Origin of the sequence: Fibrobacter sp. UBA3629 (assembly GCF_002374005.1) — a bacterium.
Taxonomy (GTDB): Bacteria; Fibrobacterota; Fibrobacteria; order Fibrobacterales; family Fibrobacteraceae; genus Fibrobacter.
In genome coordinates, this window is record NZ_DFLC01000019.1 from 94,484 (window position 1) to 111,082 (window position 16,599).

At 54.8% G+C, this 16,599-nt stretch carries 14 protein-coding genes and 1 pseudogene; 12 read left to right on the forward strand and 3 right to left on the reverse strand.

The window, feature by feature from the left end; genetic code table 11:
• Positions 1-50: 50 nt before the first annotated feature.
• On the reverse strand, positions 51-932 hold the full coding sequence (locus B2310_RS06885; RefSeq protein ID WP_290729905.1) for a glycoside hydrolase family 26 protein: 882 nt from the start codon (positions 930-932) through the stop codon (positions 51-53).
• Between the two features lie 154 nt (positions 933-1,086).
• Between B2310_RS06885 and B2310_RS06890 the strand changes: the two genes are divergently transcribed.
• The 11 genes and pseudogenes from B2310_RS06890 (at position 1,087) to B2310_RS13350 (ending at position 10,328) form a co-directional block, all read left to right on the forward strand.
• Positions 1,087-2,403 (forward strand): GntR family transcriptional regulator, encoded by a 1,317-nt coding sequence (locus B2310_RS06890; protein WP_173382348.1) that lies wholly within the window; start codon positions 1,087-1,089, stop codon positions 2,401-2,403.
• Between the two features lie 156 nt (positions 2,404-2,559).
• The gene (locus B2310_RS06895; RefSeq protein WP_073113399.1) at positions 2,560-3,090 is read left to right on the forward strand and encodes a YceD family protein; all 531 of its coding nucleotides are present in this window, start codon (positions 2,560-2,562) and stop codon (positions 3,088-3,090) included.
• Between the two features lie 2 nt (positions 3,091-3,092).
• Positions 3,093-3,281: a 50S ribosomal protein L32 gene (gene rpmF, locus B2310_RS06900; protein WP_072813504.1), complete on the forward strand. Its 189-nt coding sequence runs from the start codon at positions 3,093-3,095 to the stop codon at positions 3,279-3,281.
• Positions 3,282-3,317: 36 nt separating this feature from the next.
• Positions 3,318-4,301, forward strand: coding sequence for a phosphate acyltransferase PlsX (plsX, locus tag B2310_RS06905; protein ID WP_290729907.1), 984 nt, complete (start codon positions 3,318-3,320; stop codon positions 4,299-4,301).
• A gap of 293 nt (positions 4,302-4,594) precedes the next feature.
• Entirely contained in the window at positions 4,595-5,074 is a 480-nt protein-coding gene (locus tag B2310_RS06910) for a hypothetical protein (RefSeq protein WP_173382346.1), read from the forward strand.
• A gap of 142 nt (positions 5,075-5,216) precedes the next feature.
• On the forward strand, positions 5,217-6,137 hold the full coding sequence (gene fabD / locus B2310_RS06915) for an ACP S-malonyltransferase (protein WP_290729909.1): 921 nt from the start codon (positions 5,217-5,219) through the stop codon (positions 6,135-6,137).
• Between the two features lie 25 nt (positions 6,138-6,162).
• Positions 6,163-6,903 (forward strand): 3-oxoacyl-[acyl-carrier-protein] reductase, encoded by a 741-nt coding sequence (gene fabG / locus B2310_RS06920; RefSeq protein WP_290729911.1) that lies wholly within the window; start codon positions 6,163-6,165, stop codon positions 6,901-6,903.
• A gap of 47 nt (positions 6,904-6,950) precedes the next feature.
• Positions 6,951-7,193: an acyl carrier protein gene (gene acpP / locus B2310_RS06925; RefSeq protein WP_173382343.1), complete on the forward strand. Its 243-nt coding sequence runs from the start codon at positions 6,951-6,953 to the stop codon at positions 7,191-7,193.
• Between the two features lie 106 nt (positions 7,194-7,299).
• Complete coding sequence (rnc, locus tag B2310_RS06930; RefSeq protein ID WP_173382342.1) at positions 7,300-8,118, forward strand: ribonuclease III; 819 nt, start codon at positions 7,300-7,302, stop codon at positions 8,116-8,118.
• 25 nt (positions 8,119-8,143) lie between these two features.
• Positions 8,144-9,943, forward strand: a complete 1,800-nt coding sequence (locus B2310_RS06935) for an extracellular solute-binding protein (protein ID WP_290729913.1) — start codon at positions 8,144-8,146, stop codon at positions 9,941-9,943.
• A gap of 96 nt (positions 9,944-10,039) precedes the next feature.
• Positions 10,040-10,328, forward strand: a pseudogene (locus B2310_RS13350) (GIY-YIG nuclease family protein).
• Between the two features lie 138 nt (positions 10,329-10,466).
• On the opposite strand, the gene B2310_RS06945 reads toward B2310_RS13350, so the two are convergent.
• Both B2310_RS06945 and B2310_RS06950 read right to left on the reverse strand, forming a co-directional pair.
• Positions 10,467-11,066 carry a porin family protein gene (locus tag B2310_RS06945; protein WP_290729917.1) on the reverse strand — a complete coding sequence of 200 codons (600 nt, stop codon included), beginning with the start codon at positions 11,064-11,066 and terminating at the stop codon, positions 10,467-10,469.
• 125 nt (positions 11,067-11,191) lie between these two features.
• On the reverse strand, positions 11,192-12,025 hold the full coding sequence (locus B2310_RS06950) for a transporter (RefSeq protein WP_290726017.1): 834 nt from the start codon (positions 12,023-12,025) through the stop codon (positions 11,192-11,194).
• A 185-nt stretch (positions 12,026-12,210) separates the two neighbouring features.
• Between B2310_RS06950 and B2310_RS06955 the strand changes: the two genes are divergently transcribed.
• Positions 12,211-16,581 (forward strand): InlB B-repeat-containing protein, encoded by a 4,371-nt coding sequence (locus B2310_RS06955; RefSeq protein ID WP_290729919.1) that lies wholly within the window; start codon positions 12,211-12,213, stop codon positions 16,579-16,581.
• Positions 16,582-16,599 lie beyond the last annotated feature (18 nt).

Sequence of the window (16,599 nt, forward strand, 5' to 3'; positions counted from 1 at the left end):
TCCGGGCTTTTTTCAAAGCCCGGATGAAGCGGGAAAATTCGGCTACAGCATCACCGTGATGTTATAGCTCGGTGGGGTGCGTTGAGTCCCGCCTTCCAAGCATCCACTGCCGCACTCGATGTGTCGAGCGCCCAGTCCGCTTCGAAGCTCTTGCTCTGGTTGAACCACATGATGGCGAAAATCCTCGGAAATTCCACGGGCAGTACCTTGAACATGTCGGCTATCCATTCGGCCTTGTTCCCGCCCGATTCCGTGCACGATGTCTCGGCGATAAAGATGGGCTTGTCGATGCCCGCGAGCGCATTGTACGACTTCCTGAAAACTTCCGAGAAGCTTTTCCAGCGGGACCAGCATTTCTTATCGCCCCAGTTGTAGCCGTCGATGGAGATGTAGTCCACGAAATCGTCGCCGGGGTAGGTTCCCGTGAAGGTCGTGTTTTCGCCCACGTTCGAAGAATTGGTCGTCCAAACCCACTTGGTGTTTGTGACGGATTCTTCGCGAAAAATTTTCACGATGTGCCGGAAGGCTTCGGCAACGTTCTCGTCGGTGTTGCCGGCGCCCTGCTTGCCGACTCCCCAGTCGTACCAGTCGCCGTTCGCTTCGTGGAGCGGACGGAGCCAAATTTCGTGTCCGTATTCCTTGGCGCTTTTTGCAAAGTGCCGTATGAAGGAATCTGCCTCGCCCTCGTTTATCCTTCTTGCGTTGTAGCCGTTGGGCATCCACGTGACAACGAGCGTTGAACCGTTCTCGCGAGCTGTTTCGGCGAAGGGCTCTACCCAGTTCCAGGTGTTGATATCGAATAGCGCAAACAGGCTCACGAGATCGACATTCCTTCCCTGAAGAGCCTGGAAAGCTTGAATGTTTTCTTTCGTGGGCTGCGGGTGCAGTTCGTTGCCGCCGACCCATGCCCCTATGCGGAATTCTTTTTGCATGAAACCTCCAGTCAAAAACAAAGATATTTCATTGGGAGTCGGTGACGAAGCCTTTGTTTTTTAGTATTTTCCAAAGTGTATCTAGTGTTTTAAACGAGTGTGATTTGGAACACTAAAAAAATGAGTTTGTGCGTATCGAACGAAGGAGGATTTGATGACTGTGGAAGAAATTTGTAAGTGGCTGGAGGCTTCGAAATTCAGGGAAGGCGACAGGCTCCCTTCGGTCAGGAGTGTTTCGGAGCGTCTTTCTACATCGACTTGCACGGTGTTTCGCGCCTACCGCAAGCTGATTGACGCGAAGAAGGTTTATGGGGAACAGGGCAACGGCTATTTCTGGGGTGCGGCCAAGGTCGCCATGCCGGAACCTCCCGTGCGAGAACAGGTGGTTGAACGGCTGGAACGATTGCTCCAGGAAGACTGGAAATCCGGCAGGCTTTCGGCGGATGCCCCGCTCCCGACCATCAAGGAACTTTGTTTGCAATACGAGACGTCGGTCGGTTCCATGAGGCGCACGCTCGAAAAGCTGCAGGCGTTGGGAATCCTTTCACGCCGGGGCAGAGGGCGTTTCTATTTTCGCACGGCGCAAGCCCCGAAGGCGAAGGAAATCCTCCTGGTGATGCGTTCGAACCCGACGGGGGATTTCTATTGCCTGGGGGAGCGTGAACTGGAATTTATGCAGAAGGTTTACGCCGAGGCTGAAAAGCGCGAGCTGCGCGTGCATGTGCTGGGTTACCACGAGGATTCAGGCAAGTTCTTGGATTCGGCGGGCAATGCCGTGTTGCCGGAGACATTCCGCGATGCGTTCGGCGCAATCCTTTCGACGATGCTCGTTTTTAAACCCCAGCGCCTATTCTCGCTGTTCGCGAGGACCCGATTCCCGATATCGGTGTGGTGGGAACATCCGCTTTCTGAAATCCCGCGTGCCCTCAAGAAAGAACCGCGGTACGCCTTCTTCAACCTCGCCTTCGGTGAGTTCCCGGGAAGGGCGGTGGGACGCTTTCTCCGGGAACGGGGCTGCAAGAACATCGTCTACATTTCGCCGTATCATTTGAGTTCCTGGTCCATCGACCGCCTGAATGGCCTCAAAAAGTCGGGACTGCATGTCTTCGAAGCGGTGGATGCCGAACGCGCGAGTCCGTTCGAGTTCAGCAAGGAACCTCCGGCTTTTTTTGAAAAAGTGGTCGCGCGCCTTGCGGGGAGTGTCCCGCAAGACACCGATGCCTGGGTCGTAGTGAACGACGAAGTGGGCTGCGCACTCCACCGGATGTTTGTACAACATAAAATCAAGCGCCCGCCTTACATGGTGTCGTTCGACAATACGGTGGACAGTTACCGCATCCGTCTGGATTCCTTCAAATTCAATCTCGATACGCTAGCCGAACAGTCGGTATTCCACATCGTGTCGCCCGGGGTCACGCTCTACAAGAAGGACGACTTCCGCGAACTTTCGGGCTCCGTCGTGGAAAAGTAGCGGTTTGCCGCCCGATTCTGCGGTCCTGGCCTACCCCTGGGACCAGCCCGACCCGAGCAAATAGAACGGCTAAAACTCCGAGCTGTCCGCCCTCCCGCATATTGTTTAAGCCTGAATGTTGAAATCAGTCTTGTTTTTTATTAAATTTGGGCCACTTTGAGAATCGATATCGCACAGAAACTTACTGAACCCGAAGACCGCCGAGCAGTCTGGTCCCATGCCGACGCTCCCGAAATCTTCGACGAACTGCACCTCAAGGGCGATCTGGTAGCCGAGGTGCTGGTGAGCCCCGAAGGCCCCGGTAAGTGTCTCGTGACCGGTACGCTCTCCGGAGTGCAAACTCTGACCTGTTCCAGGACGCTGGACTTGTTCGACCGCCCGTTTACGACCGAAATCGTGGCGGAGGTCGAGAGGCTCCCCATCGCAAAGCAGGAGCTGGACGAGGACGATGCAGATGTCTTCGCCTACAAGATTCCCCAGGGGCAGGACTTCGTAGATGTATCCGAGTGCATCCGACAGCTGGTTTTACTGCAAGAACCGGTCGCGCCCGTGAAAAATCCTGACGAAGATTTTATCTTTGTATCAAACAATCCGCCCGACGAAGGTTCCGACGGGGCCGCAAAGCCCATGGACCCGCGCTGGGAGAAACTCAAGGCTCTCAAGAGCAAAATGGAAAATAGGAGTTAAAAATGGCAGTACCTAAAAGAAAAACCTCGACCGCCCGTCGTGACAAGCGCCGCACCCACTGGAAGATGGAAGTGCCCGCGATGGCTACCTGCGACCACTGCGGTTCTGCAAAGCGCCCGCACCGTGTGTGCCCGGTTTGCGGCTACTACAATGGTGTCGAAGTTGTCAACATGAAGGATGCCGAAGCCTAATTTGTTGATGCAGCGTTCAGTTGCAAGGAGATGTTCATGGTAAAAGTTGCTCTTGATGCTCTGGGTGGCGATTTCGCTCCCGACGTCGTGGTTGAAGGTGCGGTAAACGCCGTCAACAAGAATGCAAACCTGCATGTGGTCCTGTGCGGACCGGAGGCCGTGGTCAAGGCTAAACTCGAGTCGCTCGGTTACGCCGGCAACGGGATTTCGGTCATTGACGCTCCGGACCCTGTCGCCATGGACGAACACCCTGTTCAGGTTCTCAAGAAGAAGCCCCACTCCGGCCTGGTGACGTGTGTCGCCCTGCAGAAGAAGGGCATGGTCGATGCTTCCGTGAGCGCCGGCAACTCCGGTGCCATGATGGCTAGCTGCCTCATGCTTCTCGGAAAGTCGAGCGAAAAGTTCAGCCGTCCGCCTATCGGTTGTGTCATTCCGACCGCCGACCGTCCGATCATCCTGGTCGATGCCGGCGCGAACGTCGATGAACGCGCCTCCACGCTGGTGGATTTCGCCATCGCGGGTTCCGCATTCGCCGAGACCTACTTCGGATATCAGAACCCGAAGGTCGGCCTTTTGAACATGGGCGAAGAAGAACACAAGGGTCCGGCTGTGCTCCAGGAAGCGCACCAGCTGTTGAAGTCCGCCCCGGTGAACTTCATCGGCAACATCGAAGGCGAAACGCTTATCGAAGGTGTCGCCGACGTGGTGGTGACCTCCGGCTTCACGGGTAACGTTGTCCTGAAGATGCTCGAAGGTTTCTACGAACTCCACAAGAAGATGTTCGGTTTCATCGATACCCCCAACGGCCGTCGCTTCGACGAGATGTGGGACTACCGTATGACGGGTGGCGCCTTGCTCCTCGGCCTCAACGGCACGGGCATTATTGCCCATGGTCGTTCCGATGCTCTCGCTATCGAGAAGGCTGTGGAAGTCGCCGCCAAGTACGCCGAGAAGGGTGTCGCTAAGAACGTCAACGAACGCCTTGCCGCCATCAAGGACGAACCTGCCGAAACCAAGTAAGTGCTTGACCGACACTAATTTGTCTGTAAAAGGCTTTTGAGGACGGAACCGCAAGGTTCCGTCTTTTTTTTGTAAACAATTATTTTGTTGATTTCGCTTTCGAATGAATTTACTTTGTTATTTAAAATAAATTTATAAGAGGCGATAAGGTGAATAGTTGTTTTGCCAATATGGTAATGGCTTTGTTTATTGTGGCATGTAGCAATTTTAGATAAATTGCCATCGGGCAAAGATGGGCGGTCTTATACGAAAACGAATTTAAAGAATCTGTTTGAATTTTGGAAGGAGTGGCTATGAGAAAAATGTTTTTATTTTTAGTGTTGCTTGACGCCTTGCTTGTTGGTTGCTCGGGTTATGATGTTGCCCATGGCGACTATGAAGGAACAGGTTCACTGCTTCATGAAATTGCAAACAACTCTGGCTATGATGTGAAAGTAAAATTCTTATGGCAATATGATGAAAAAAGGGATTCCGTCTTGATGGACGTTGCCGAAGGAGATACAATTGTTTTGCCGGAATCCGTAGGTCACCTGGCAGAGACTTTTGTGGAAGATTTCAATTTGGCTTATCCTGATGGGACCTTTGATGCTTATATAGAATTTGATGTTTTACCTGCCAAATGTGTTTCTTTTGTGGGCGATGTCGATGAGCAGAATGATATACGTTCAGAAAAATTTTCTGAATTTATTGACCCGACGGATGCCGATGGATTCCGGTTCAAAAGGTATACCATTGATTCGGCTTTATATAAGGATGCTGCTCAATGCCCCTAGTAGGGCTCTAAACTTGCAAAAATATTCCTTTTATCTTTCTTTTGCGGGGAAATAGTGCTTTTTGCTCCGGGAACCTTTGGAACGGGGGTGTATTTTCTAAATTAGGGGTGAAAATTTTCGCGGGTTTCCGCAAAGGATTGAAATGTCTAAGACGATTTTGCTTTTCCCTGGCCAGGGTGCCCAGTATGTAGGTATGGGCCAGACCCTTGCTTCCACTTTCGAACCGGCCAAGAAGATTATGCAACAGGCCGACGAGATTCTCGGCTTCTCGCTTTCGAAGCTCATGGCCGAAGGCCCCGAAGATGTTTTGAAGAGCACCGACAACACGCAGCCGGCCCTCTTTACCGTGTCCGCGATGGTGATGGAACTCCTCAAGTCTGAAGGTTTTGCGTTCGACTACGTGGCCGGGCACTCCCTCGGTGAATACTCCGCCATCTACGCTGCTGGCGGTTTCAGCTTTGAAGAGGGCCTCCGCCTGGTGCGTACCCGCGGTGAACTCATGGCCAGTGCCGGTTCCAAGAACCCGGGTGCGATGGCTGCCATCATGGGCCAGGACGAAGCCAAGATTCTTGAACTTTGCGAAGCCGTGAAGGACGTGGGCGCCGTGGTGCCCGCGAACATCAACTGCCCGGGCCAGATCGTTGTCTCCGGTGCCGTCGCCGGCGTGAACAAGCTCGTCGAAAACTGCGGTGCCGCCGGCATCAAGGCCATCCCGCTTGCCGTGTCTGGCGCGTTCCACAGCCCGCTGATGCAGTTTGCCCAGCCAGGCCTCGCCGAAGCGATTGCCAAAACCAAGTTCAACGATGTCGAAAAGCCGGTTATCGCCAACGTGATTGCCGAACCGGTCACGAAGGGTGCCGAACTTGCCGAACTTTTGGTGAAGCAACTGGTATCTCCGGTCCGCTGGAACGACTGCATGAACAAGGCCATCTCCCTCGGTGTTACCCAGGGTGTGGAAGTGGGCTCGGGCAAGGTGCTCATGGGCCTCATGAGGAAGATTAGCCGCGACGTGAAGGTCACGCCGGTCGAAACCATCGAAGCCTTCCAGGCTCTTAAGGGATAAACCTTTCAATTACAGGGAACAAAAAATGGGTAAACTTACAGGTAAAAAGGCTATCGTGACCGGCGCATCCCGCGGTATCGGTCTCGCCATCGCCACCAAGCTTGCGAGCGAAGGTGCCGACGTCGCTATCCTTTCCACATCGGTCAAGGAAGAACTGGCCGCCAAACTTTCCGCCGAACTTGGGGTGCAGGTCAAGAGCTATGCTTGCGACGTGGCCGACTCCGAAACGGTGCAGAACGTGTTCAAGCAGATTATTGCCGACATGGGTACGGTCGACATCCTGGTCAACAACGCCGGCATCACCCGCGACGGCCTCTTGATGCGCATGAAGGACGAGGAATTTGATGCCGTGATTGCCACGAACCTCCGTTCCGTGTTCCTTTGCACCCGCGCCGTGGCCCGCACCATGATGGGCAAGCGCGCCGGCCGAATCATCAATATTTCGAGCATCAACGCCCTGCGTGGCCAGGCCGGCCAGGCGAACTACGCTGCCGCCAAGGCGGGTATCATCGGCATGACCCGTTCCAATTCCAGGGAATTCGCTTCCCGCGGCATTACGGTGAACGCCATCGCCCCCGGCTTTATCGGGACGGACATGACCGCCGCCATGGACGATGCCACCAAGGAAAAATATGCAGCCCAGATTCCCCTCGGACGTATCGGAAAGCCCGAAGACGTGGCCAATGCGGTCGCTTTTTTGGCATCTGACGACGCCTGCTACATCACGGGTCAGATTTTGGGCGTAGATGGTGGGTTGAACGCCTAGCCAATTTTTACTAAATTTAAACTTAAACAATCCAAACGGAGTAAACAATGACACAAGAAGAAATTTTCAAGAAGATTACCGACGTCATCGTCGCCAAGCTCGAAGTCAAGGCCGAAGACGTGAAGATGGAATCTGAATTCGGTAACGACCTCGGTGCCGACTCTCTCGACCGCGTCGAGCTCGTGATGGCTCTCGAAGACGAATTCGAAGTCGAAATCCTCGATTCCGATGCCGAAAAGTTCCAGAAGGTTGCCGACGTGGTTGCCTTCATGGCCGAAAAGAAGAAGTAATCGCTTCTGCAAACGCCCTGGCAATGGCGCTGGGGCTTTCGATGAAATTTGCTCCGGCCCCTGCGGCCGGGCTTTTTCTATTTTCGCAGACAGAAAGGAGATGCCTTTGCCAGAAGAAAACGTATTGAAGAAATTGCTGAAATTCTGGTTTCGCCAGAAGCCCGACGGCGGACTTGAGGCGAAGCTTGGATATCGGTTCCGCGAACCGGAACTCTTGGTTCAGGCGCTGGTCCACCGGTCTTACCTGACCGGAACGGATTTGCCCTACACAGAAAACAACGAACGGCTCGAATTCCTGGGCGATTCCGTGCTGAACATGCTAACGACGGAATTCCTGTACAAGACGTATCCCGATGACCCGGAGGGCGAACTCTCGAAGCGCAAGAGCGCCATCGTTTCGGGGCATGCCTGTGCGCAGTCTTCGAAGGAATGGGACTTGAGCGAGTATATCAAGCTCGGGAAGGCCGAGGCGAAGATGGGTGGTCGCGGCAAGGAGAGTATTCTTGCCGATGCCTACGAGGCCGTGCTCGGGGCGGTTTACCTCGATGGCGGGCTCGACGAGGTCCGCGCAATCCTCAACAGGTTCCATTTCCCGCGTGTGAAAGAAATTATTGTCGACGATGACTTTGTGAACTACAAGAGCGCCTTGCTCGAATACCTGCAGGGGAAGCGCCATACGGTTCCTGAATATGTTCTGGTGGAAGAATCCGGACCGGAGCACCAGAAACTGTTTACCGTCGAGGCGCACGTGAACGGCAAGGTCTATGGCCGTGGCCAGGGTGGCAACAAGAAAAAGGCCGAACAGGAAGCGGCCCACAAGACTCTTGAAATGTTGAAGGCTGAAGAGGCGGCGCAGGCGAAGGATGTTCCGGCCGAGGTGGCGCCTGTGAAACCCGTAAAACCCAAGCGGTATTATAGACCGTAGGGAGATAAAGATGAAGAATGGAAAAATGAATTTTTGTCGTGTGGCTGCCGTGTCCGCGACGTTGATGCTGTCTGCGATGGCCCTTACCGCCTGCAACGAGCAGGGCGCCTCCAAGTCCGCGAAGGCTGCGGGCAGCGAGCTCAACTGCCCGGAACTGCCGGTCGATTCCACCGCCACGGGCGAGTTCGACCCGATTGCCTCCAAGGACGCCCGCCCCTGCGGCACGATTACCCTCTGGGGCTCCGCGATGCCGAAGTCCTTCAACATGTGGGAAGACTACAATAGTTTCTCCGCCGAACTCATGGGCATGATGTTTGAACCGCTCGTGAGCCTGCATTCCACCGAGGACCGCGAAGTCGGTATCCTCGCCGACAGCTGGAGCGTATCGGAAGATGGCAAGACGTTCACCTTCCACGTGGATGAGCGGGCCCGGTGGAGCGACGGCAAGCCCGTCACCGCTGAGGACGTGCAGTACTACTACGACGTCATCATGGACGAGAAGAACCTCACGCCGATTTTCAAGGTCGGGCTTAGCCGTTTCGACCGCCCCGAAGTCGTGGACAGCTTGACCATCAAGATGACTGCGAAGGAATCCCACTGGGGCAACTTCTGGGAAGCCGCGGGCATGCTCGCGTTCCCCAAGCACGTTTGGGCAGGGAAGGACTTCAACCAGATTCGCTACGAGTTCCCGGTAGTCTCGGGCCCGTACAAGATTAAGACCTTCCGCGAGGACCGCTACGTGGAACTGGAACGCCGGGCTGACTGGTGGGGCTTCCACAAGAACTGGAACCGCGGCAAGTACAACTTCCAGAAAATCCGCTACCGCTTCATGAACGACCAGACGAAGGCGCTCGAAGCCTTCAAGAAGCAGGATTTCAACGCCTACGCCATCTACACCAGCAGTATTTGGATGAAGCAGACCGACTTCGACGCTGTGAAGAAGGGCTGGGCCGTGAAGCAGAGAATCTTTAACAAGGAGCCCATCGGATTTCAGGGCATGGCCATCAACCTGCGCAAGCCGCAGTTCCAGGATGTGCGCGTTCGACGCGCTCTTTCGATGCTCCTGAACCGCGAGGCGATGAACGAGAAGTACATGTTCGGCCAGTACTTCCTGCTGAACAGCTACTACCCCGACCTGTGGGAAGGCAACAAGAACCCGACAGCGCCGCTTTACACGTTCAACCCGGATAGCGCCCGCGCCCTCTTTGCGGAGGCGGGCTACAAGGTGAACGGCCAGGGGGTGCTCGAGAAGGATGGCAAGCCGTTTGCGATTAACTTCATCACGAGCCAGGAAGACTTGCGCCACCTCACGCTGTTCCAGGAAGACCTGAAGAAGGTGGGCGTGGTGGCGACCATCGAACAGATGTCGCAGAGTACTTTGCGCAAGCGTCTGGACGATGCCGACTTTGACCTTTACTGGGTGAACTGGGGCGCTGGCCGCCTCCGCGACCCGGAAGCGAGCTGGTCTTCGGCAACGGCCCTGCAGAAAGGCACGAACAACCTCGCCGGCGTGCAGGACAAGGTGGTCGATAGCCTCATCAACTTGCAGAAGACGGAATTTGATTTGGCCAAGCGGAACGAGATTTTGAAGGCATTGGATAACCGCCTTGCCGAAATCGTGCCGTATGTGCTCATGTGGCAGTGCGACCACCACCGCATCCTCTACTGGAACCGTTACGGCATGCCCGAAAAGGTGCTGGACCATTTCAACCGCGAAGACGCCATCCCCGTCTACTGGTGGCTTGACCCGGAAAAGTCCGCCGCCCTCGACAAGGCCATGAAAGCGGGCGAAAGCCTGCCGATTCCCGAATACGACGTGAAATAACCTTCTTGTCATTCTGGAGGCCCCTTCGGGGCCGATAGAATCCAAGCCATTTAAAGCCATTGTTTTTCAATGGTCTTTTTTTGTACTTTCCCGCTTATGCAGAAGAAAGGATATACGTATATTCTATTTAATAAGAAAAATGGGACCTTATATGTTGGTGTTACAAGCGATTTGAAAAATCGAGTAATGCAACATAAAGAGAAGGTCTATGATGGCTTTACTAAAAAAATATGGCGTAGATAAATTGGGATATTTTGAGGAGCATACGGATATGCGGCATGCTATAGAACGTGAAAAATCCATGAAAAACTTACTCCGAGAAAAGAAGATTGACCTGATACAGTCGATGAATCCCGAGTGGGAGGACTTGTTCTTTAAATTGTAGTGGACCCTATCGGTCGTCCTGCGGACTCCCTCCAGGGTGACAATCAATCAGAGCCTTGCTCCACAGGACCATTCGAGTATAAAAAAGAGACGTGCATCGCTGCACGTCTTTTTAAATGCTATGCGCTAGCAGTTTCGGTTAGAACCAGTAGGTGGCGCCGAGCACGAACTGCAGGTTGGAGGCGTTGATTTCGTCCGAACCGACCAGGGGTACATCGATATCGTCGTAGATGTTGGTCATGCCGAGCACCACGCGGAAGTCGACATCCACGAACGGGATAATCCCGGTTCCCAGGCCGAACACGAGGTCGAATTCGAAGGAGTTCATCGGCAGGAGTTTGTCGAAGTTCTTGATTTCGTCATCGGAAGCGTCTTCGGCGGACTGTGAAATGTTGAAGGAGAACTGCGGACCGGCCTCGATGAAGATAATCGGGAGCGGGGAGAAGCGAGCGAGCACGGGGATGTCGATGTTCCACTGGGTCACGCTGTAATCGGTGATGCCGTATTCGAATTCGTAATTACGCATGTCGGCCAGGACGTTCGCTTCCACCGTGAGGGGCAGGAGCGGCAGGGAGAACTTGATGGCGCCACCGAAGTTGAAACCGATGCCGGATTCAGAGTTGTCGGTGTCGTCGCCCCAGACGTTGTTAAGGTCGCCGCCGGCGTGAACACCGAAGCTGAGTTGTGCGAAGGAGGCGGTCGCCGCGAGTGCTGCTGCCAGGATGATTTTCTTGAACATTAGGATACTCCTTGGTTTTGTTTGTATGCTAACAAAAATAATATAAAAGTAAGCGAAAGGCACGGGTTGGACGCAAAAAAAGCGCCCGCATGTGCGGACGCTCTCATTTTTCTTGAATTTTTGCGCTAGAAGTTGAAAATGACGCCCATGTAGACGCCGTCGGCGTTGCCGCCGAGGTGGAACGGGCTCTCGACAGTTTCGTAGCCCCTGTACTTTTCGTGGCGGAAGATGAACTCGGCCTTGACTTCGATCATCTTGTTGATGGCGTACGAGGCGCCGAGCCACAGGTTGAACTGGCGGGACTTGCGGTCGCCGTAGCCGTGGTACTTGTCTTCGCCCTTCACGTAGTATTCGCTTTCGGAAAGGCGGTACTTGAGGAGGAATCCGAGGTAGGGGGTGAGTCCGACATTGGGGATGGTGTAGGCTGCTTCGGCACCGAGGTGGAGGTCAAGCCCGCGTTCATGGTCGTCGTATTCGAATCCCCAGAGGAAGCCGCCTTCGGTCCCGAACTTGAATCCCTTGAGCTTGGTCGGCACGGAGAACTGGGCGCCCAGGTACATGGAAAATTCGCCGTTCGAGGGGGCGTGCGTGCCAGGACCGTCATATTCGTCTTCGCCTACGGGGAGGTTGAAGTCGAGGAATGCGGTTACCATGGGGGCGACTTGGTAGCGGCCGCCGATGGTGAGGTCGCGGAGGCCTTCGCCGCCGTTGACGCAGCCGGCGCAGTCGTCTTCGTTCCAGAACTGGTAGCCCCAGCTGGTAAAGGAGATTTCGAGGCTCTTGATCATCGTAAACCGGCCTCCGACCTTGAGGCCAGCCTGAGACCAGTTGTGGTCCTTGTCGTAGTAGAGTCCCGCTTCGAAACTCCCGTGAGAGGAATCCGGGATGGGGTAGTAGTCCCAGGTGGCAAAGCTTGCGCCTGCGAGCAGGGCGACTGCCAGGATGAATTTTTTGAACATCTTTTACTCCTTGATGAATCTTGCGAAAATTTAGAAAAATGCATACTCTTATTCCAAGTTGGAATATAGGGGATTGTCTTTTGGGCGATAAAGGGTGCGCACGCTCACTGCCGTGCGGGGGTGTGATGTCCGTCGCTTTAAATTCGGGAACATATAATATATCTTTTGGCAAATAGAGGGTTGAGATGTCATTTTTTTCACGTTTTTTTACAATTTCGCTGTTCTCCGTAGCGCTTCCGGCGTTTGCGGGTGGGTTCTATAGCCTCTTTTCCCTGAACTCTAGCCCCGGCAACCTGTATCTTTCCCAGAATGCGAACGCGGGCTGTAACGATCCCGCATGGCAGATCGTGGTGAACATGGCGTCCTACACGGGCGGTCCCCACGGAATCAGCGGCAATGGCGGCTTTTTCCAGGCGTCGGGTGGTCAATGTCTGGGAGTGGCGGATGACGGGGATCCGCAGGCGCTCTACGACTTGGTCCAGGAACATTGGGGCAATGCCGAGAAGAACCTGATGCTTGCTTCCGATATCGACCTTCACGAATTTGACGAGACGACTCCCGCCGGGACGTGCCTTATGAACCACGTGCCGCTTGATTTTTCGACAGCGCATGTGATTTTCGACGGCAACGGGTTCTGGGTAAAAAACCTTTGCTATGTGCACGATGTCGCGTCTGGAGCGATGACGCAGCCGGCTGGTTTCTTCAGTTCCATCAAGGAGCACGAGGCCGTGAACGTGAACTTCAAGAATGTTCGCATGGTGGTGTCGGATTCGCGTGCGGACCGCGATGTGGCGGAAGCGGGCGCGGACTACTATCCGGTCGGTGCGCTTGCCGGTTATGTGTGGATGTCGACGGTGCGTCGCGTGAGCTTACAGGATGTGGATATCCAGGCGCCCGTAGCGGGGGCCCTTGCGGGCAATATCAGCGCATCGACGGTTTCGGACATTACGGCGAACGACGACATCCTTATTCGCAACGTGCTCGAACTCTCGAATGAAAAAGGGAACTTTGCGGGCTCTACGTTGTTTGACTGGGGCAGCCGCTATTCCGTGTTCCTGGGTGGAATTGCCGGTTTTGCTTTCCAGGTGGACTTCAAGAATCTGACGGTCCGTGCCAAGGTGCAGGATTCCTCTTCGGCTGCAACGTTGTCTGCTCTCGGTGGCGTTGCCGGGCTCTATGCGTATGCGGGCTTTGTCGATGCGACGGTGGATAGTTCGTCGGTCGTTATGGACAACATAAAGCTCGATTCCAGCGACAGCGGCAAGGCGTATACCAAGATTTCGGGCGGTATGGCGATGGGCGGTATCTTCGGCGAAGCGGGAATCACCTATGGCACCAATGGCCCGTTTTCTTCGGCGGTGGCTAACCTTTCGATTGTGAATAGTGCGGGCGTTGTCGGAATCAGCGAAAGCAATGCGGACAGTGTCTTTGCGGGCGGGCTTGTCGGGCGGGTCTCCGTGTTCAAGGGGGCTTCGTTCTCGCTGCAGAAAGATACGGTGAAGGTGATGGTGAAGGATTCCTTGACGCGCGCTGTTTCGCATGCCTACTATGCGGGTGGGCTTTTGGGCCTTGCGGGAGAAACCGATGCCGCTAACCTCACCGACGACAGTTTTGTCTCCATCGTGGGTTCCCGCGCGCAGGGTTCTATCTCGGTGGCAGGGTCTGCGACTGCGGTAGGGGACGGGTTTGATGTGAACGCCTACCTCGGCGGTTTCGCGGGAATTGCTATTTTGTCTGTAAACGGAAAGGGGCTCTTGGGATGCCGTAGCGATGTGGATATCCGTTCGAACCTGAAATCCTCTTATGAAGGCGAACTGGTCAATAGCTATTTCCCGGCATACGACAGCATTTTCGTCGGTGGGTTCTTCGGGATTGCCGATATCCTCGGCAACGGCACCAAGAATGACCTCGAACTTTTGAATTCGACCTATACGGGCTCTATCTCGGTGGCCGACAGCGTAAGCCCTGTTTACGTGGGCGGTATTCTGGGGGCGTTCTTCAATAGGGCGGTCAGCGGGGGAACCAAGTCCGTGTCGTTCCGCGATGTCACGGTAGATGCTTCGGACGATAACCTTATCCGTATCGACGCTTCGGGATCGAATTTCGAAAAACCTTCCGCTTCGATGGTGGGCGGCATCTGCGGCTATTGCTATGCGCTGCGCAGCATGCAGAAGTCGGGAGCCTCCGGCAATATTGCGGTTCAAGGCGCGTTCGGTACGGACAGCCTGCTGGCAGGTGGCCTTGTGGGTGCGACCGTCACCTATGCCGACGTCGAAATGAAGAATGCCTTCTATGTGGGGAACCTCGTTTCCGTCGATGCGGCTCCCGTCAAGACGGGATACCTTTTCGGAAAGCTCGATGCCACTGCGAAGGTCGATGTGTTTTACGCATACCATTATGGCGAAGATGCGGTGGAATATCCGTATGGCGCCTTCAAGTATAGCGGCAACGATGCTACTGCATCCTGGAAGGTTCAGAACGGCCAATACGCTTCGGGTTACGTGATCAGGAATGGCGCGGTCCGGTCGCTTGACGAAAATAGCAACGGTACGGAGGTTTCTGCGACGATGCAGAAATCCGCTTTCGCCGGGTTCATGAATACGGACCAGTCGCCCTATGTGTGGGCTTTTGAACAAGGCGAAAATGGGAGCCTTCCCTTTATCGCGTGGGGTCCGCATTCGGCCGTGGCACCGATTTCCGTGGTGGCCTTCCATGTGAATTTCATGGATAAGGACGGCAAGACGCTTGTCGGGACGCAGACGGTCAAGAGCGGCGAAGCCGCGGTCGCGCCCGAGCCCCCGGAACACGAAGGTTACACCTTTGCGGGCTGGGACAAGGCTTTCGACAATGTGGAATCGGACTTGACGGTGACTGCCCGCTATACGATCAACACCTACAAGGTGGTGTTCAAGGAAGGCGAACGCAAACTGTTCGAAAAGGAATTCGAGTACGGGACGATGCCCGTGTACGATGGCGAAACTCCGACGAAGCCCGCGACGGAACTGCATACGTGGACGTGGACGGGATGGGAACCGGCTTTGGCGCCGGTGAAGGGAGATGCGGTTTACCATGCGACCTTCCGTGCCGTAGAAATCCCGGTTTCGAGCAGCAGCGCCGAAGTTTCTAGCAGTAGCGTGCCGGAATCGAGCAGTTCGCTCCTGTCGAGCTCGAGCGTGCTCCTTTCGAGTTCGAGCGAAATGCAGCCCGCAAGTTCTTCCGAAGAAGTTGCCGAATCCAGTTCCGGCGAAAGGCTCGAAAATTCGAGCTCCAGCGAAGAAGTCCCTGAATCGAGCAGTGGAGTCGGAATGCCGGAATCCAGTAGCGACCGGGCGGTGGAACCCGCACACATTACGATGGAAGCCCATTCCTGGCAGCTGGTGAGTGTCGCCGCATTTAAGGATATGGAATCCTTCGGCGAGGAATCGGCGTTCTACTGGTGGGACGAACGCAATCCCATCGGCGAATACTGGCAATACCGCCGTTATGACGAAACCGAGAACTACGATGCGACTCGCGGATTCTGGTTTGGAACGTTCGAAAGCAAGACTATCGAACTCCGGAACAGCGACCCCGAGGAGGCTTCCGATATCGAATGGGAACTCGATAGCCTCTACAGTGGTTGGAATCTGGTGGCGAATCCCTACAGCTGGAACATCGTTCTCGATGCGGATGATTACAGTGATGTCAAGTTCTGGCAGTGGAATCCGGAAACAAGCGAATACGAAATTGCCGATACCCTTGCGCCTTACGAGGCCATATGGGCGAAGGTCTCTAGGCCGGTGACGGTTCGGATTCCGGCAAAACCTGCTGCGAAGTCGGCCCCTGCTGTCGCTGGGGCTTCCAAGCGGATGCTTGCGAAGTCCGCAAATGGAAATGGTGGCTGGAATTTGCGTGTGATGCTGTCCGACAAAAACGGCAAGCGCGACAGCTGGAACTTTATTGGCGTGGGTGAAGAATCGACGCTGGCGGAACCGCCTGCCGGCATGGGCGATTTTGTGAACCTCTCCATTGTCGAAGACAACCAACGCCTGGCAAAGAGCGTGAAGGCCCGCTCCTGTGCTGCAGAAGTTGATTGTGAATTTGTATGGAACATGGAGGCGAGTGCCACGAGTGCGCGCAAGGCGTCCCTCTCCTTCGAAGGTCTCGAAGATGTCGTGGCCGCGGGTCTCCGCGTGTTCGTTGTCGTAGATGGCAGGACGTTCGAAGCCACGGACGGCAAGGCCATGGAAATTTCACTAGAGAAAAACGCCAAACCCGTGACGCTACGTGTTTCCAGGGAGAACGTGGCCGTAGCGGGGGCGGCGAAATTCTCGAATTTCCGCTTTGTGCAGCAGGGCTCGCTAGTCGGCGTGTCTTTCGATGCGGCGCCCGGCCTGGCGGGCAGCGAAGGCCGCGTTGACATCGTTTCGGTGAACGGAAAGGTTGTTGCAAGCGAACGGCTGGTGGCCCGTCGTGGCGAAAATACCGCTTACATCGCAACATCCGTTAAGGGACTCTACTTTGTACGGGTTCGCCTTGAAAATCAAGTCGGAATCCATAGAATTGTACTAAAATAGTACCTCTTTCTTTAGAAA